Annotated in this window: 21 protein-coding genes; 8 read left to right on the forward strand and 13 right to left on the reverse strand. The window is 62.4% G+C overall.

Annotation, left to right across the window (positions count from 1 at the left end; translation table 11 throughout):
* Window positions 1-152: 152 nt before the first annotated feature.
* Together L4X63_RS04635 and L4X63_RS04640 are read right to left on the reverse strand one after the other, a co-directional pair.
* A complete protein-coding gene (locus L4X63_RS04635; RefSeq protein ID WP_250677418.1) occupies window positions 153-929 on the reverse strand; it encodes a roadblock/LC7 domain-containing protein in 777 nt (258 codons plus the stop codon).
* 29 nt (window positions 930-958) lie between these two features.
* Window positions 959-1,681 (reverse strand): DUF4388 domain-containing protein, encoded by a 723-nt coding sequence (locus L4X63_RS04640; RefSeq protein WP_250677419.1) that lies wholly within the window; start codon window positions 1,679-1,681, stop codon window positions 959-961.
* A 443-nt stretch (window positions 1,682-2,124) separates the two neighbouring features.
* On the opposite strand from L4X63_RS04640, the gene L4X63_RS04645 reads away from it, so the two are divergent.
* Both L4X63_RS04645 and L4X63_RS04650 read left to right on the forward strand, forming a co-directional pair.
* Complete coding sequence (locus tag L4X63_RS04645; RefSeq protein ID WP_250677420.1) at window positions 2,125-2,307, forward strand: hypothetical protein; 183 nt, start codon at window positions 2,125-2,127, stop codon at window positions 2,305-2,307.
* A 77-nt stretch (window positions 2,308-2,384) separates the two neighbouring features.
* Entirely contained in the window at window positions 2,385-2,702 is a 318-nt protein-coding gene (locus tag L4X63_RS04650) for a hypothetical protein (protein WP_250677421.1), read from the forward strand.
* Between the two features lie 123 nt (window positions 2,703-2,825).
* Here the strand turns inward: L4X63_RS04650 and L4X63_RS04655 are convergent, their stop codons facing one another.
* The gene (locus L4X63_RS04655) at window positions 2,826-3,614 is read right to left on the reverse strand and encodes an SDR family NAD(P)-dependent oxidoreductase (RefSeq protein ID WP_250677422.1); all 789 of its coding nucleotides are present in this window, start codon (window positions 3,612-3,614) and stop codon (window positions 2,826-2,828) included.
* 146 nt (window positions 3,615-3,760) lie between these two features.
* Here L4X63_RS04655 and L4X63_RS04660 point away from each other — a divergent pair, with 146 nt between their 5' ends.
* A complete protein-coding gene (locus L4X63_RS04660) occupies window positions 3,761-4,252 on the forward strand; it encodes a macro domain-containing protein (RefSeq protein WP_284694457.1) in 492 nt (163 codons plus the stop codon).
* A complete protein-coding gene (locus tag L4X63_RS04665) occupies window positions 4,249-4,656 on the forward strand; it encodes an NUDIX hydrolase (RefSeq protein ID WP_250677423.1) in 408 nt (135 codons plus the stop codon). Before L4X63_RS04660 ends, L4X63_RS04665 begins: the two co-directional genes overlap by 4 nt.
* Window positions 4,657-4,853: 197 nt before the next feature.
* Here L4X63_RS04665 and L4X63_RS04670 read toward each other — a convergent pair whose 3' ends face one another.
* The 4 genes from L4X63_RS04670 to L4X63_RS04685 form a co-directional block, all read right to left on the reverse strand.
* Window positions 4,854-5,159, reverse strand: coding sequence for a c-type cytochrome (locus L4X63_RS04670; protein WP_250677424.1), 306 nt, complete (start codon window positions 5,157-5,159; stop codon window positions 4,854-4,856).
* Between the two features lie 55 nt (window positions 5,160-5,214).
* The gene (locus tag L4X63_RS04675; RefSeq protein ID WP_250677425.1) at window positions 5,215-6,675 is read right to left on the reverse strand and encodes a hypothetical protein; all 1,461 of its coding nucleotides are present in this window, start codon (window positions 6,673-6,675) and stop codon (window positions 5,215-5,217) included.
* 230 nt (window positions 6,676-6,905) lie between these two features.
* On the reverse strand, window positions 6,906-7,556 hold the full coding sequence (locus L4X63_RS04680) for a response regulator (RefSeq protein WP_250677426.1): 651 nt from the start codon (window positions 7,554-7,556) through the stop codon (window positions 6,906-6,908).
* Window positions 7,534-8,988, reverse strand: coding sequence for a sensor histidine kinase (locus L4X63_RS04685; protein ID WP_250677427.1), 1,455 nt, complete (start codon window positions 8,986-8,988; stop codon window positions 7,534-7,536). The genes L4X63_RS04680 and L4X63_RS04685 overlap by 23 nt, the downstream gene beginning before the upstream one ends.
* A 222-nt stretch (window positions 8,989-9,210) precedes the next feature.
* Between L4X63_RS04685 and cowN the strand changes: the two genes are divergently transcribed.
* The 3 genes from cowN to L4X63_RS04700 all read left to right on the forward strand — a co-directional run bounded on the left by cowN (window position 9,211) and on the right by L4X63_RS04700 (window position 10,877).
* Entirely contained in the window at window positions 9,211-9,513 is a 303-nt protein-coding gene (gene cowN, locus L4X63_RS04690; RefSeq protein WP_250677428.1) for a N(2)-fixation sustaining protein CowN, read from the forward strand.
* 21 nt (window positions 9,514-9,534) lie between these two features.
* A complete protein-coding gene (locus tag L4X63_RS04695; protein WP_250677429.1) occupies window positions 9,535-9,942 on the forward strand; it encodes a PaaI family thioesterase in 408 nt (135 codons plus the stop codon).
* Between the two features lie 191 nt (window positions 9,943-10,133).
* The gene (locus L4X63_RS04700; RefSeq protein WP_250677430.1) at window positions 10,134-10,877 is read left to right on the forward strand and encodes a radical SAM protein; all 744 of its coding nucleotides are present in this window, start codon (window positions 10,134-10,136) and stop codon (window positions 10,875-10,877) included.
* 274 nt (window positions 10,878-11,151) lie between these two features.
* Here the strand turns inward: L4X63_RS04700 and L4X63_RS04705 are convergent, their stop codons facing one another.
* The 3 genes from L4X63_RS04705 to L4X63_RS04715 all read right to left on the reverse strand — a co-directional run bounded on the left by L4X63_RS04705 (window position 11,152) and on the right by L4X63_RS04715 (window position 13,904).
* Window positions 11,152-11,511 (reverse strand): MFS transporter, encoded by a 360-nt coding sequence (locus L4X63_RS04705; RefSeq protein WP_250677431.1) that lies wholly within the window; start codon window positions 11,509-11,511, stop codon window positions 11,152-11,154.
* Window positions 11,508-12,917 (reverse strand): TolC family protein, encoded by a 1,410-nt coding sequence (locus tag L4X63_RS04710; RefSeq protein WP_250677432.1) that lies wholly within the window; start codon window positions 12,915-12,917, stop codon window positions 11,508-11,510. Before L4X63_RS04710 ends, L4X63_RS04705 begins: the two co-directional genes overlap by 4 nt.
* Before the next feature lie 81 nt (window positions 12,918-12,998).
* Window positions 12,999-13,904, reverse strand: a complete 906-nt coding sequence (locus L4X63_RS04715) for a helix-turn-helix transcriptional regulator (protein WP_250677433.1) — start codon at window positions 13,902-13,904, stop codon at window positions 12,999-13,001.
* A 153-nt stretch (window positions 13,905-14,057) separates the two neighbouring features.
* Here L4X63_RS04715 and L4X63_RS04720 point away from each other — a divergent pair, with 153 nt between their 5' ends.
* Entirely contained in the window at window positions 14,058-14,330 is a 273-nt protein-coding gene (locus L4X63_RS04720; RefSeq protein ID WP_250677434.1) for a cytochrome c7, read from the forward strand.
* A 283-nt stretch (window positions 14,331-14,613) separates the two neighbouring features.
* Here L4X63_RS04720 and L4X63_RS04725 read toward each other — a convergent pair whose 3' ends face one another.
* From L4X63_RS04725 to L4X63_RS04735, 3 genes are all read right to left on the reverse strand, one after another.
* Window positions 14,614-15,381, reverse strand: a complete 768-nt coding sequence (locus tag L4X63_RS04725) for a sulfite exporter TauE/SafE family protein (RefSeq protein ID WP_250677435.1) — start codon at window positions 15,379-15,381, stop codon at window positions 14,614-14,616.
* Between the two features lie 225 nt (window positions 15,382-15,606).
* Window positions 15,607-16,116 (reverse strand): c-type cytochrome, encoded by a 510-nt coding sequence (locus L4X63_RS04730; RefSeq protein ID WP_250677436.1) that lies wholly within the window; start codon window positions 16,114-16,116, stop codon window positions 15,607-15,609.
* Entirely contained in the window at window positions 16,113-16,409 is a 297-nt protein-coding gene (locus L4X63_RS04735; protein WP_250677437.1) for a hypothetical protein, read from the reverse strand. Before L4X63_RS04735 ends, L4X63_RS04730 begins: the two co-directional genes overlap by 4 nt.
* Between the last annotated feature and the right edge of the window lie 3 nt (window positions 16,410-16,412).

Consider the following 16,412-nt stretch of genomic DNA (forward strand, 5'->3'; position numbering starts at 1 on the left):
AAGGGGATGGGGCAATTTAGCGGCTGGATGCGGCAAAATCCCCCCTGTCCCCCCTTTGACAAGGGGGGGACGTTGGTTCCGCCGTTGTTAAAGGGGGCCCCTGGTTTCTGCGGCTTAACAGTAAGCCCTAAAAAAGGGGGCGTGGGGACGGGTTAGATCATTTCCCAGCCGAGAAGACCGCCGCCGATGTCGAGCTCCGCAACGACGGTATCGCCGGCCTTGGCGCCGATCGCCTCGATCGCGCCGAGAGTGAGAATCGCTTTCCCGTCATAGAGGTGGTCGCTGTCGCTGGCGATGATGGTGACCGGAAACTTCTTGCTGACCTTGGTGGTCATGTTGGTGAGCTTCACCTTCTTGAACGAGCCGGTCTTGAAATGGTCGCTCAGCTGGACTGCGGTGGAGCGGTTGATCGCCACCGACGCGAGCATGCTGGCCCAGTAGGTGCTGGCGGTTTTCTCCTGCACGAGTACGGAGAGCCCGAGACCCTTTCCCATCGCCGGAAGGGTGACCGGTGCCTGCGGCTGGTAAACCGGGGCGGCAGCCGGGGCCGCCATGGGGGCTGCCTGCGGAATTGCCTGCGGAGCCGCGGCGGCGCTCTCGCGGGCGGCCACCAGCCGGTCCAGCCGCTTGGCCGCTACGTTCAGCGACATGGTCAGCAGGGAAAGGTTGATATCCTTCTGGCAGAGAAGGAGCAGGTACGACTTGGCGAGAGCCTTCACCAGGACCCGGACATCGTTGAAGCGGAGATCAAGGAACTCGAGGCCGCCGGTGGAATGCTCCATGGCCAGCGCGCAGTCGGTAATGGAGAGGGCCGCCTCCTCGAGCATGGGGAGATCGTACAATGGAGGAAAGGCCTGCTCGCTCACCTTGCCGTCTTCGCCGCAGACGAAACACCCCATCACCCCGGGGACACTGTTAATTTGTTGCATGACCGCCAACATAGCCGTTCCCTCCCGAGTTACTTCTTACTACCGAACATCTTGCGGATGTCGTTCTCGACGCTGACCGCGGAACTCCCCTTTTCGACCGCCACCCCGAGGTAGCTGCTCTTGGAGTCGAAGAGGAGCAGGTGCTTGCCGTTACCGTGGGCGACCGCCGATTTGACCTCTCCCAGGGCGAGCGCGCCTCCGATGGTGTTCCCGATCATGGCGAGGAAGGTGGTCTCGGCAGCCAATGTCTCACCGTCGAAGCTGGTGTCGTCGATCGAGGTGCCGTCTTTGCCGACCAGGATGGCGTATTCGACCCCGGAAATGGTGCTTACCGCCCCTGCCACGCTCTGCCTGGCCTTTTCAACCGGAGCAGCGGCCTTCACCGGGGCCGGCGCTTCCTTGGGCACCTTGTTATCCTCGTCCATCAGTCGCATTGCCTCCAACAGTAAATGGTTGAGGGTGGCCTTGATGGTATAGGCGGTGGTGGTCACCTTGGGCTGGAGATGGAACTTTCCGCCGGGCCAGCGGATGATCTGGTAAAACGCCTGCTCGCCCGAAATGTCCCCCTGTTCGGCGTGGATGACCTCCCCGTCCCTGAAAAAGATGCTCCCCGCACGGACACCGTACTCGAGCGTCATACACCCGGTGAAACGGTTATGGCCGTTCATCTGGATGACATCGGCGAGGGTGACGCCGGTCATTGCCCCGACAAAGCCGTCCGCATGATCCTGTAAGCGATCTTCGGCTGTCATAACATCCTCCATTTTGAAAGCATTCCGCCGCAGTGACCTAAGGGGGTGGCGGAACCGGGACAAAATTATAACGCAGTTATACTAAGTGTCAACAGTAGACTGATTGGAAGGAGCGATTTCAGGATCGGCCTTTTATTTATTGGCGTGTTACGTGCGTTTTATTTTGGCGGTATTGTTTTGAGAAAAAGGGGGGCTTGGTGTGAGGAGGGTGGATTAGTCACATGCTCTCAGTGGTGAAGAGCAGGTCCTTACAGAACGTGCTCTTGCCACTGGCGGGAATCCCAATCAAGATCACTGCGGCCGGTTTTTTCATGTTTTGTCATATTAGGCATTTCCCGCTGCACGCAAGCCATCCCAACCGCCGACGCCGCCGGCGGAGAATATTCCCCACGTCGGGTGAGGAGGACGTTTTGGTGAGATAATCCGGCTCCAGGAGCGGGAGGATGGCACGATGGATTTCCTCGGGCCGCTCGCCTTCTTCCCGCGGCGCGGTGGTCCTGGCGGCGCTTTTGGAGAAAATCTGCGGAGAAGAGGCTGCGGTGCGTGGGATATTCGACAACTTACGTGCCGCCCGCCGCGAGGTCATGGTAATGCATCTAATGAAAACGCGGACTTATGGCGAATGAAACGATCTGGCACGCAGCTGGCAATAAGGGTAGGCAACGGGCAAAACGTCCGAATCCATCTTTGAAGGAGAAACGACATGAATAAGGCATTGATTGCAGCGGTAGCTCTGGCGGTTGGGGTTCTTTCGGTGGGAGCGGTAAGCGCATCGGCGGCAAATTCCTGCTGCGATACCGGCAACTGCCCCCAGGCCACCGCTGCCCCGCAATTTAACAAGGATACGGCCAACCTGAGGAGCGAACTGAAAGCCAAGGATCTGGAGCTGCGCGGCCTCTACGCCCAGGACACGGTCGACCCGCACCAGGTGAGCGCCCTCGAAGGGCAGATCAAGGAGCTGAAAGGCCAGATCAGGCAGGCCGCCGGAAAGTACAACATGCCGAGCTGCTGCCAGGGGTAACCGGCGGCGCTGTGCGAGAGGGAGGGCCCCACGAGCCCTCCCTGAGCCACGCCTCCTCTATCTGTTGAAATCCTGCCGTCTCTCACCCAGCTTGAAAACTCCCCGTTTCAAACAACCGGCCGTCTAGAAACAGGCGCGAACGACGCCGCCATCGACCCGCAACGCCGCGCCGTTGGTGGCGGCGGATAGCGGGCTGCTCAGGAAGGCGACCAGCGGCGCGACCTCGTCGGGGGTGGCGAAGCGCTTCAGGAGCGAAGTCGGGCGGACGGTCCGGAAGAACTCCTGCTCGAACTCGGCCAGCGGTTTCCCGGCGCTGACGCTGGAAACGAATTCCTCCACCCCGGCGGAAAGGGTCGGGCCGGGGAGGACTGCGTTGGAGGTGACCCCGGTCCCGGCCAATCCCTCGGCGATCCCGCGCGAGACCGCCAGCATCGCGGTCTTGGTCATCCCGTAATGCACCATTTCCACCGGGATCTGGATGCCGCTTTCGCTGCTGATAAAGATGATCCGCCCCCAGTTGCGCTCTTTCATCCCCGGCAGGTAGTGGCGGGAGAGGCGCACGGCGCTCAACACGTTCACCTGGAAGATGTGCATCCATTCCTCATCGGTGATCTCTTCGAACGGCTTCGCCTCGTAGATGCCGAGGTTGTTGACCAGGATGTCGACCCCGCCGAACCGGCGGACCAGGTCGTTGGCGGCCGCGGCGGTGGCCAGGTCCCCGGCGAAACCTTCCAGCCGCGCCTGCGGAAAGAGCTCCCTTATTCCACGGATGGCGGCGCTTACCGACTCCTCTTGTCTTCCGTTCACGATGACGCGGCTCCCTTCGGCAGCCAGCGCTTTTGCTATCGAAAAGCCGATCCCCTTGGTGGAACCGGTAACCAGCGCGAGTTTCCCCTCTAGTTGCAGATCCATATCTTGATCCTCCCGATCGTTTGAGATGTTGCTGGTTTAGATTGTGGACGCAAAAACAATGTTGGCAAGGCGGCTCTCAGCGAAGGCGCGAGTAAAGCCTGTCCTTTGAGCTAACGGTGTGCTAAAACTCCTGCAGAAATGCGGCTATGAGAGAGTTGACGGGAGGAGCCATCAGGGAAACGGTCGATGACATCTGGCGTCACCTGGGACGGGCGGTCATCTGCATCACGACCAACGGCCAGGTCTCGAAGAAGGGGAGTGCGGTGCTCGGGCGCGGCTGCGCGAAGCAGGCGCAGGAGCGCTTCCCGGAACTTCCGCTTCGGCTGGGAGCGCTGCTCGCGGAAGGCGGCAACCATGTCCATCTCCTCGGAGACGGCCTGGTCAGCTTTCCGGTCGAGGAGACTCCCTGGTCGAACCCGGAGCTCCGCCTCATCCGGCAGTCGGCGGAGGAGCTGAGGGCGCTGGCCGATCTCCACGGCTGGACGGAGATCGTCGTCCCCCGGCCGGGATGCGGCGGGGGAGGGCTTAACTGGAACGACGTGCGCCCGCTCCTGGAGGACCTCTTCGACGACCGCTTCACGGTGGTGACAGCCTGCGAAGAGCGTGCGCGCCCTTGGCAGGAAGTGAATCCGGCATGAAACCGGCCGGGACTTCCATCATCTTCGTCGACGACCGGGACCGGGTGCTGCTCCTTTTGCGGGACGACCGTCCCGATATCCGCTACCCCAATCAGTGGGACATTCCGGGGGGAGGGGTGGAGCCGGGAGAGACGCCCGAAGAGACCATCGTCCGGGAGATGAGGGAGGAGATCGGGCTCGAGCTGAAAGGGGCTGAACTCTTCGAGCGGACCGAGTTTCCGGACCGGATCGAGTACACCTTCTGGAAGAGGGCGAACCTCGTCATCGAGGAGATCGACCTCATGGAGGGGCAGGAACTTCGCTGGTTCACCCGGGAGGAGGCTGCCGCAACACCGCTTGCCTTCGGGTTCAATCCCACCATTGAGGCCTTTTTCCAAAGGCTTCCCATCCTGCACGGTGCCTGATGCAGCCGCGGCCAGAAAGGGAAAGGATGCCGCCGGCGTCCCTTTGGGGGAGGGATCCGGAATAGTTTCCGGATCGTCATAAGCGAGACGTTACGACAAAGGGGACGGTCACTTCTTTACGAAGTAGCCCGTCCCCTTTTTGTTCGTCCCTTTTCCCCCGCGGGAACGCAGGGCGTTGAAATACGGTTAGTTATTTCCTACTTCGTCTGTTTACCGCCCTGACCGTTTCCAGCCGGACCGTGGGTGGCGACGAGGTAGTCCAGCAGTGCCGGCACTTTGCCGCTGGGAATGTCGGCTCCGAAGCCGGACATCCGGTCGATCTGCTCCTGCCATTGGCTGCGGGAAAGATGCAGGCCATCCAACGGCCTCATATCCGTGGAGTGGCAGGGAGCGCAGATTTCCTGGTAGGCCTTGGCGCCCTCTTCCACGGTCCCGGCAGAAGCGGCGGCGGCCAATCCGGCGAGCGCGCAGGCTGCCAGCGTGCTTTTAGCGAATGGAGTCATGTTCACCTCGTGAAGCGGGGGGAGGAGGACCTCCCCCGTAATTTCCTGCCGGCAGCTAGAAGCCTACCATGAATTTCGCCGAGAACCCGTCGTCCTTCAGCCCGGCGGTGCTGATCCGGTCGCTGAACTCGTGATGGCGGTACTCGCCGGCCAGCTTCATGTTGGGGGTGACCAGGTACTGGGTCCCGGCCACCACGTCCCATTCGGTAGGCCTGGTTGCGCCGTTGTGGCCGTCGTCGTAGGTGTTGCCGCGCAGCCAGTCGTAGCGGGCGTAGGCCACCGACTTCTTGGTCGGCTGGTAGTTGAGCTGGTGGAAGCCGCCCTGCCAGACGAACTCCTTGCCGAAACCGGTCGGATCCCCTTCCCGGTTGTACATGTACTGGTTCTCGAGCCAGACCGGGATGCCGAACGGTGCGAGGCTCAGGGTCATGTCGGGGCCGATCCTGGAATCGGAGTTCTTGGCGAGCTTGCCGGACATGATGCCCGCGGCCTGGCCGGCGTTGATGATGGAGTCGTCATAGATGTTGCCGGTGTAGAAGCCGAAGACCCCGAGGGACTGCCCGTACCAGCGCATGACGTAGCGCCCGTAGACCGCCTTGCTGACGTTGTTGTCGGCGTGGGTGTTCGAGGCGTTCATCACCCCGGCGTGGTATTCGAACCAGAAGGTCTCCTTCTTGCTGACGTCGGTGACCTCATGGCCGGGAACGACCATACCCATAATCTCGGCCTGGACCTGCGGCTCGCTCAGGCGGAAGAGCCCGTCGTCCTGGTCGCTGGTGAGGAAGGTGTCGGTCTTCTTCGGGCTGATCAGATCGAGCGGGCGGCGCTCGTAGATCAGGTACTGGTTGATGGAGAGGCGGACCTTGCCGGGGGAATAGGCCAGCGGCGGATGGGTGATACCGGCGAGCAGGCTGACGCTGTCACGGGGTACGGTTCCTTCCGGCAGGAGGTTGTTCCAGAAGAATTTGGCGACCTCGAAGGCCGGGGAGGCGGAGGCGAACTGGATATTGCCGGTGGCGGGGTCGTTGGCAGCGGCGCGGCCGGTCGGGGTGAATTCCCAGGCCTTGGTCTCGTACATCGGGAATTCGATGAACGCGGAGAGGTGCTTGCCGACCGGCGAGGTGAGGAAGATACTGGCGTCCTCGAGGGCTATGGAAGAGCCGACCCTCGTGTTGCTGCCGCCGGTTTCCGGATACCTTTTCTCGGCCCGGTACTCGTAGCCGACACCGGTGACGATGGAGAGCGGCAGGGTGGTCGGAATGGAGATCAGGCCGTTGGAGATCTCCATGTCGGGGGAGACCGGCTTGAGGTCGTGTCCGCCGATGGCGCGGTAGCCGGAGAGCCTGAACTGGACACCGGCGCCGGTGAGCGCGCCCCAGACGGTGTGGCAGACCGAGCAGTCGATGCCGTACCTGCGCGAATAGTTGGCGACCGCCCAGGCGTCGGTCGAGACCAGCGGCAGCGACGTCGCTGCCAGGACTGCTGCCATGATTCCCATCCAAATTCTTTGCTTCATGATGCCTCCGGACGTTTTTGTGCAATAGAAGACCAATGCACAGCATTAAATCTGCCTAATACTCTGGGTGAAATGAAGGAGCTGAAGTAGGCGAGTATCTGGAGGGGAATAGTACGAAGCAATGAGAATTGGAACAATGGAAAAGGTTTTCACAGAATGGCACGAAGATGTGAAGTATTCTTCACATCTTCCGTGGGGAGGGGAGTTTGCCGCCGGTCTGGCGGCAATCTTCATTCGGAAAGGATCTGCTCCAGGGTTTTAAGACAGTCCATCACTCTCAAGCCCTCCCGGGTGAGAAGGTATGACTTGTCCTCGTGCTGCTCGATGACCCCTGCCTCCTTGAGGATTCTGAGGTGGAAGACAACCTTGGTGTGGTCGTCGATCCCCAGCGCACGGGTGATCTCCATGAGACGGACCTGCTCTCCCTGGTGAAGAAGCTTGAGGATGTTCCGCCGGATCGGGCTGGCGAGGGCACTCAGGGTCTGGTCGATGGCAAGGCACCTGATGCCGTCCTCGAACTTGGCCTCTTCGAGGACCTTCCTGATGGTGGTCAGCAACTCCGGCACCTTGAACGGCTTGGAAAGGTAGTCGGCGGCACCTTTCCTGATGGCCTCGATGGCGTTCTCCACCGTGGCGAAGGCGGTGATCATGATGATCTTTGCCTTCGGCAGGGCCCTGCGCAGCTCGGCGAGGGCGTCTATCCCGGTGCCCCCCGGCATGAGGTGGTCCAGGAGAATGACGTCGAAGTCCCGCTGGCGGCAGAAGGCCAGCGCCTCCTTCACGGAGCCGGCGCTCTCGCAGCCGTACCCCTCCCCCTGGAGGAGATCGAGCAGGTGGCCACGGATTTCGGCGTCGTCGTCAACGACCAGAATTGTCTTCATGGGGGCTCCTTACCGGAAGCCTGACCGTCAGCGTGGTCCCTCTTCCTACCGCGCTGGCGATCTCCAGGCTTCCGCCGTGCTGTCTGATGATGCCGTAACAAATGGAGAGCCCGAGTCCGGTGCCGTCCCCGAGCTCCCTGGTGGTGAAAAAGGGATCGAAGGCGCGGGAGAGGTTCTCCTGCTCGATACCGACCCCGGTATCGGCGATGGCGATCTCGGCGAGGCTCCCCTTGTGGCTGGCGGAGAGGGTGATGGTCCCGCCTCCCGGCATGGCGCGCACCGCGTTATCGAGGATGTTGATGAAGACCTGTTCGAGTTTCCCCTGGTCCCCCATCACCTCGGGGAGACCGGGAGGAAGCTTCTTCACCACGGTGATCCCCCTGAGCTGGTAGGACATCAGGGTGAGCGCCGCCTGTACGACCGCCTCGATCCGCAACGGGGTAAAGGCGGACTCCTGCTGCCGGGAAAACTGGAGCAGTTCCTGGGCGATGAGCGAGGCGCGCTCGATATTATGCTCGACGGCGGCAAGCTTCGCGGTGATCTCGCCGGAATTCCCCGATTTTTCCAGTTTCCTCGTGAGCAGCTGGATGCCGAGAGATGCGTTGGTGAGGGGATTGTTGATTTCATGGGCGATGCCGGCCGCGAGCTGGCCGAGCGAGGTCAGCTTTTCGGCCTGGACCAGCCGGCGAGCCTGCTGCTCAATCTTCTTCCTCGTTTCGACGTCGAAGATGTTGAGGGCGCTGACGATGAAGTAGCTGATCAGGAAGGCGGAAAGGGTCCTCAACAGCTCGACGGGGAGCGGGAGGACGATAGGAAAGGACGGGGAGAAAACGGTCAGCAGGGCGTAAAAGAGAAAGACGAAGCCGGTGGCCCGCAGCTTCCGGGAGAAGCGGAAGCTGAGCCCGGCCAGTTCCCGGGAGTGGGCGAGCAGGCCGTAGCCGGCCAGCAGGCCACCGGCGATCCCGAAAGTGATCCGCGAAGCGAACTCCGCCCGCTCCAGCAAAGGAAGCCAAAGCGGCGTCTTGACGTCCGCCGTCTGGTAGATATTGATGGCCACCCAGGCGGCCAGCAGCGGCAGGGTGACCCGCTCGGCCCATGGCAGCCGGAAGGTGTGGAGCCCCCGGGAAAGTGATATTCCGAACCGGAGCAGACAGACGAATGACGCCGTGGCGAGCACCGCGGCCAGGGCCTTTTCGGCGAGGATCTGATCGGCGCTAAGCCTCCCCCCCTCGATCAGGGGGCCAAGCTCGAGCCACTCACGGATCCCGTGGAGGAATCCGAAAGCCCCCAAAAGCCAGAGGCTGTCCGCCAGGCCGAGCTCGCTCCCTTCCATGTCCTTTGCCGCTATGGCAACTCCCAGGAAGAAGAAAGAGGCGCCGTAAAGCAGATAGATCAGGTAAATCGGGTTGATGTGATAAAAAAGGTGGTTCACACTTGTCCGGGCCTCTTTCATTCATTGATAACGGGGCAGGTTACGGAAAATGTACCCCAGATCGGCAAAGGTATACAACCATTACGCCCAGCCGGTGACATTTTGTTGCCTTAGCCCATTTCATCCATGCTATAGTCGCCCCGGCCAACGGTGCCCTTCTGTCAATGACGACATTGGTTGCTTCAGAAACGTCTCATTGAAAGAATGGAGGATACCGCCCAGATGAAAGCAAAGAGTACCGACCGCTATGTGAGCTTCAAGGGGATCGACGGCGACGGCAACGCCAAGAGGGTGGTTGCCATGCTGAGGCGCCACATCGACGACCCGGAAAAGACCAACCTCTTCTGGGAGCGCTTCAAGGAGAAGCTCGCCGCGGCGGCCGATCCGGAGGCGGCGGGCGGGAGGCACCTGGACGAACTCTTCCTCGTCCATTCCTACCTCAACAACATCCGCGAGCTGTTCGAGGAGTACGAGGACCGGGAGGCCCTGGAACTTCTGGAACAGGTCGAGTCGGAATCCTGCTAGCGGGATGGAAAAGGAGCAGACATGAAGCCGATCGAACCGGCCACCCTCGCCTCCGGCAACGCCATCTCCCTCCTGCGCACCCTCGATATCCACCTGCGCGAGATCGGCGACGACTACGCCATCATGGAGGTCACCGTCGCCGGCATCCACCAAAACTACTTCGGCGGCGCGCACGGCGGGCTCATCGCCACCCTGATGGACACCGTCTCCTTTTTCCCGCGGCCGCTCCTTCCTTCCGGAAGGCTCTGCACAACCACCAACCTCAACGTCACCTACGTCCGCCCGGCCGCCGTGGGCGACGTCCTGACCGCCCGCTCTCAGCTTGTTCACCAGGGGAAGAGGATGGCCAGTCTCAACATCACCGTCACCAATCAGCACGGCAAGCTCGTGGCTCATGGTACGGCAAGCCTGATGCTGACGGCGTCATAGCCGAAGCTTCCTTGCCGGCCGTGACTGTTCCCCCCGCCGATCAAAGCAAAAATACCGCAGCGATAGCACCTCCCATCCATAAAATTTGATTTTATTAATCTTTATGGCACTCTTTATCCATCCGCGCCGATAGCAGATCCACAATTGAATAACCGGATGCCAGCGAAACGCCACGGGCAAGGAGGTGGAGGATGCCTTTACACCGTCTGCAGTTTCATGTCACTCACGACTGTCCGGTCAGCTGCCGTGAGTGCGAGACCAAGTCCGGCCCGTGGAACGGTCCCTTCCTCGACGCACCCTTCATGATCGAGGTGATCGACGAGGCGTGGGTGCTCGGATGCCTGAGCACCATCGTCTTCGCGGGGGGAGAGCCGCTCCTCAAGCGTTACGAAATCGAACAGGTCCTCCTCCACGCCCAGAAGCGGGGGCTGAGGAGCCGGGTGGTCACCAACGCCTACTGGGCGGCCAGTCCCAAGGGGGCATTCCACACCCTTCTCGACCTCCAGCAGGCGGGACTGAGCGAAGTGACCCTCACCTGCGACGATATGCACCAGGAGCTGATCCCGCTCGACTACATCAAAAACGCCTTCGTGGCCGCCCGCGAGCTCGGCATCCCGGTGCTGGTCTTCATGAAGCCGGCGCTCGAAGCGGTCATCACCCCCGGTTACCTCGGCACGTTCCTGGAGACTACGCTGCACGGCTGCGGCGAGGTTGGCGGCGATCTCCTGAAAGAGGGGGAGTACCTGGCCTACCCCGATCCCGCCTCCTGGGGCGCGCCCCGTAACGGCACCCAGATCCTGATGATCGTCTCCCCCACCAAGGACGCCCGGGTCTGCCAGGGGGTGAAGGCCCAGCCGGTGGCAACCCTGCCGCTGGGAAACCTCGGCTACCAGTCCCTGGTAGACGTGCTCGGGCTCAGGCAGACGGCGCACTGATGGAGGAGCGCTTCGCCGGCCGCGACCGCGCCGAGGAGATCGCCAAAGGCGTCCACCGCAAGATGAAGCTGAAAAACGAGCTGAAGATAGTGGAATAGCAGGAGAAATGAAGATAGAAGAAGTGAACATAGATAGATATAGGAGAAATCAGCACCTTTCCGGGCAACAGGTCCCCCCTTTTGCGAAGGGGGGACAGGGGGGATTTGCCTTTGCAAAGGATCGTCAGTGTACCGGCGTCCCCCCCTTTCTTCGCTTTCACCCCCTTTCTTCGCTTTCACCCCCTTGAGCAGCAACTCCCCCCGCGTCCCGTAGATGCCCCCCCCAAGTTGAGCCGCGAGATCAGGTCGGACTGGTGAATCTGGGACTGCCTGGCCAAAAGCGCAGTCACCATCGAAATCCCCACGCTTCCCCCCACGTTGCGCATGAGGACCGCATCGATCCTGCCGGGGCGCGCGGAACGGATGTACGGCGGGTCCTCCACGAACTGATTGGTCATGAAGACGGTCAGCACGCCGACCGGGATGTTGATGTAGAAGGCCCAGCGCCAGGTGTAATGGTCGGTCAGCCACCCCCCCAAGGTGGGGCCGAGGATGGGGGCCACCACCACCCCGATCGCGAAGGCTGCCAGGGTCATTTCCCCCCGAAGACGGCCGCGTCGGAACCACCTACCGCCCGGGCCAGTAATAATTTCGCCAGGTTGTGCTGGTAGAGGCTGGAAAGCTCGGCCTCGTGGGCGGCCGCCACCGACTGCTGGGCCTGGACCACGGCGAGGTTGTTGTCGATCCCGGCAGCGAAACGCTCCTGTGCCTGGGCCAGGGTGGTCTCGGCCAGCTCGGTGCTTTTGGTGGCAAGCTGGACCTGGCGGGCGGCCGCCTGCATGTCCAGGATGGCGGTCCGCACCTCGTACTCGATTCTTTCCCGCAGGTCCTCAAGCTCATCGCGGCGCTGCTTCACCTGGGCCTCGGCCCTGAGCACCTCGCCGTGGATCCTTCCCCCCTCGAAGATCGGGAGCTTCAGACTCCCCACGATGTGGTAGGTCTCCTTCATGGTGGAGAGGGTGAGGCCGGTGGAGCCGTAATCGGCATCGAGTACGAGGGCGGGGAGGCGCTGCGCGAGGGCGGCCGCATGGGTGGATTCGGCGGCCTTGACGAGGCGCTCGGCAGCCTGATAGTCGTCGCGAGAGGCGAGGGCGCGGGTGATCAGCTCAGGAGCGGGAAGGACGAGGACCGGCTCGAAGGGGGCCTGGTCGGTGAGGGTGACTTCCTCTCCGACCGGTAGCCCGATCATCCGGTTGAGGGTGAGCTTCTGCTTGGCGAGGTCATTCTCCGCCACGATCAGCTGCTGGGTCCTCGCCAGAACCTCCACCCGGGCCCGCAGCTCGTCGATCCCGGGGGTGACGCCGGCCTTGTGAAGTTCGACGGCGCGGTCGAGGATGGTGCTGGCGGTGACGAGCTGGGCTCCCACCGTCTGGACCCGGGCCTCGGCGGTCAAAGCCTGGAGGTAGGCGGCGCCGACCGCGACCACCACCAGCTCGCGGGCATCCTTCTCCGAATAGCTGGCCGCCGCGACCTCGTGCCCTGCCGCGCGCGTCCGCTCGATCGCCTCCAGGTCGAAGATCCGCTGGGTGAGGAAGATCCTGCCGTCGTAATAGTTGAAGGGGCCGACTACGGAGGGGACGCCGGGGACCGAGATGCCGGTGATGGCGAGGCTTTCCTTGAGGCGGTGAACGCTTGCCGAGGTGGTGAGGTTGGGAAGGAGCCTGCTGAGCTCCACCCAGCGCTGGCCGCGGGCGGATTCGATCCCCTCCCGGCTCAGCAAAAGCCCGAGGTTGTTGGCGAGCCCGAGCTGGATGGCCTGTTGCATGGAGAGGGGAAGGAGCTCGTCGGCTGCGACCTGGGGGCCGCGCGGGAGGCTGCCGCCGAACTGGGGAGCGACGTTGAACGCCGGGCCAGGAGGGATGGTGAGTCCGGTGAAGGTGGACTCCTGGGCGTAGGACAGAGGGATGGCTACGAGCAGGACGAGCAAAGCGCCCCACAGCATCGGAAAACGATTAGATGGTATCAGGCGCCTCAGGTGCATCAGCCGGAAACCTCCCGCGGGGGAAATCCTGACTCACCACAGCTACTTAACTACCATGAACCCTTTCTGCCGATCCCAGCGGTACCCCTTGCCGTTCCAGATGTCCTCAATGGTCTTCCAGTCGAGCCCGAGTCCCTTCATGTCTTCGCATATGAAGTAGGCCGGCATGATCTCGTTGTCGTCGATGACGCCGTCGCCGTTGGTGTCCGCCCAGTGCCAGTAACCGATCCGGACGGCGTCGCTGCCGCCGATGGCCTCCGTCCGCGTGTCGTTACCGGTCCTGATCACGATCTCCCCCTTGAACCTCCCGGTCGCCGAGAGGGGGGAGTCCGGCACCCGGACCGTGTAGGAGAGCACCACCGGGGAGTTGCCGTGGGGGACCAGCCATTTCATCGAGGTACCCGTGGCCGAGGTGGCCGGCATCGAGCTGAAAATCCGGAAGCCGGCCGGGGCCGATTCCTTGACGATGAAGTTGACCGGCTCGCCCGGGGGCCGGGAAACCTTGATCTGGACCGGGATCAGTTCGCCGGGGGCCGCGAAGGACGGGGCCCAGCGGACGGCGACCGGCGGGGCGGCTGGCCTGCGTGTGAAGAGGTACCCCGCCACCAGTACCGCTACCAGGACCGCACCCAGCAGGAGCCGGGGGAGCTGGCGGTCGCGGGCGGGCTCGAGCGGGGGAGGAGGCGTCTCCCCGGCGGGCTCCTCCTGCCGCAGGATCTCCTCCAGCTCGACCTCCAGGGCCTGGGCCAGCTTCTCGGCGTTATCGCGCTTGATAGTGGGATAGCGGTTGTTCTCCCAGCGGGAGATGGTGTCGGTCGTCACCCCGACCACGCTAGCCACGTACAGCTGGGTCAGTTTCTTGGTCTCGCGAACGTTCCGGATTTTTGTTCCGTCGATGGCGACACTGGGGGGTGGAGTTCTATCGGGCCTGTCGGAAGCCTGGTCCATCTCTAACGCGTCTCCTCCCGTCATTTCAGCACATTGGGGACCCGACATCGGGTCACACTGCTATAGATGTCGATACCCACAGCGTACACGCAATGGTATTTATTGCCACAGTTCGTAGCAAAATTCACCATCAAACCTGAAAGGAGCAGCACCATGAAAAAGTTTATCGCCTCTATTGCAGTGATCGCCTTCAGCGCTTCCATGGCCATGGCCGCCGACGTGATGACCTTCCCCGCCAAACCCGGCAACGTCACCTTCCCCCACAAAAAACACCAGGAGATGCTGAAGGACTGCAAGATCTGTCACCAGAAGGGCCCCGGCAAGATCGAAGGGTTCGGCAAGGAATTCGCCCACTCCACCTGCAAGGCCTGCCACGCCGACAAGGGTGCCGGCCCCACCAAATGCTTCGACTGCCATAAGAAGTAAGGGGCAACCTGACTGACCCCATCCTCACCCTGTCCCTCCCCTTGAAGGGGAGGGAACCTCCCCCACCTCGTGCGGGAGAGTTTCCGCATCGGCACTCCCTCGACCCACTCACGCTCCCCCCTCCAGGGGAGGGCAGGGGGGAGCGTGAGCGGGCATTGGTAAAAGAGAGAGCCTCGACACACTGCGTGCCGGGGCTCTTTCTTTTTGGGGAGGGTGGCAGGGAAAGCTCCGTCATCCGGCCTTCGGCCACCTTCTCACCTGAAGGGGCGAGGGGCTTGTGAAGCTAGATCCCTCCGCCATTGTGCATCTTGCCGGTGCAGCAGGGCTTTTCTTGGCTCACCGCCTCCTGGTGGGCGGGGCCGGACGGGCAGCCGAGCAGGTGGTGGAAGGCGGCGGTGCCGCGTAAGGCGGTGGTGACGCCGAGCAGGATGAGGATGACCCCTCCCGCCTTCGGCGCCCAGCTCCTCAGGTGCAGTTTGGAAATCCGGGTCACCACTCCCAGGGTCAGCAGGGGAATGGAGGTCCCCACCCCGAGTGCGAACATGGTGACCGTCCCGCTCATCGCCGAGCCGGTCTGCAGGGCATAGGCGAGGAAGGCGACCACGATGGGGCAGGGGAGAAAGCCGGTGGCCATGCCGAGCGTGAGGGCGGCGCCCGGAGAGTTCCCCTTGAAGAACTTGCCGCTGAAGGAGGCAATCAGCCCGGCGCAGGAGCTGAAGGGGCCGGTGCCCCGGATCGGGAGAAGCCCAAGAAGGCTCAGCCCCATCAGGATGATGACCCCCCCGGCGAGGTAGGTCAGGAGGTTCCGGAAGAGGGGATTATCGAAGAAAAGGGAGGAGAGAAAGCTTCCCGCATAGCCAGCCACGGCCCCCAACAGCGTGTAGGTGAGGATTCTCCCCCCCTGCCAGAGGAGCTGCCCGGCGACCATCCGGTTGCGGTCTTTTTCCTGGGAGAGGTGAAGGACGAAGCCGCCGCACATCCCAAGGCAATGGGCGAAGGCAAGGAGTCCGCCTGCGAAGCCGATCCAGAGGTTGTGGCTGACCATCTGCATGATGGATCCTTTCTGTGGTTAATGGAGATGAGAGACTTTTCGATTACATTAGATTAACAGGAACTCGGCAAAAGTCTCCCGCTCCCCCCCTCCTTTTTTAATGGTTCTTCCAATAATTCCGAGGGGAAACCGGGCCCCCCCTTGTCGAAGGGGGGACAGGGGGGATTTGCTTCTACGGATCGAGAGGCAAATCCCCCTGAATCCCCCTTTAACAAGGGGGACTTTTTACCGGGAGGTGCCTGCGGCGGAGAGCGAACGGACGTGAAGGGCCAGGTACCAGCGGTATTCCGGCGGGACCACCCGCTCGAGGACCGGCTCGTGCCCCACGCCGGTCAGCATGGCGCGGACGATTTGGCCATCCCGGTAGCCTGCCACCCGTGCGCTCCTGAGATCGGCGGGACGGGGGATGTAGCTCTCACCGACGGGGCCGTCCCCGGCTCCGCTGTCCCCGTGACAGAAGACGCAATAGCAAAGGTAGTAGACCCGGGCGGCGGCCAGGTTTTGCGGGGTGGGAGGGAGCGGGTTTTTCAGCTGCGCCGCCTCCGCGGGAGATGGGATTCGGGCGGGAGGCGTCGCCGTGACGCTGTCTGCCGGGCGCTGCGGCATGATCATCTGGAACTCGCGCAGGTGATGCTGCACGGTCATGCGCGGCCCCTCGTACAGCACGAAAAGGAACAGGGCGCCGAACAGCAGCGGGGGGATAACGATGGCCCCTATCAGCAGCTTCTTTTTCACCTTCTGGCTCCTTGCGGCTTCAACTCCGCGGGCACCGGGTTCTGGGGCTGGGCCTCGGGTAGGGGCGGAATCTGCCGCTGCAGCTTGACCGCCCCCGGTGGAGTCCTGGTGGAGTAGGGGGAGTCAGCCGGGGTATCGGCGAACTGCCCGAAATCCCAGTAGCGGGGGGCGTCGGGCACCACCACGTACACGATCCAGCCAAAGAGCATGATGGCCGCGCTGAAGGCGATGATGATCAGCCAACTGGCCAGGACCGAGATCTCCTGGTCTTCGTCGAATCGGGGATATTCCATGTC

The sequence above is a fragment of the Geomonas sp. Red32 genome (assembly GCF_023652955.1).
Lineage (GTDB): Bacteria > Desulfobacterota > Desulfuromonadia > Geobacterales > Geobacteraceae > Geomonas.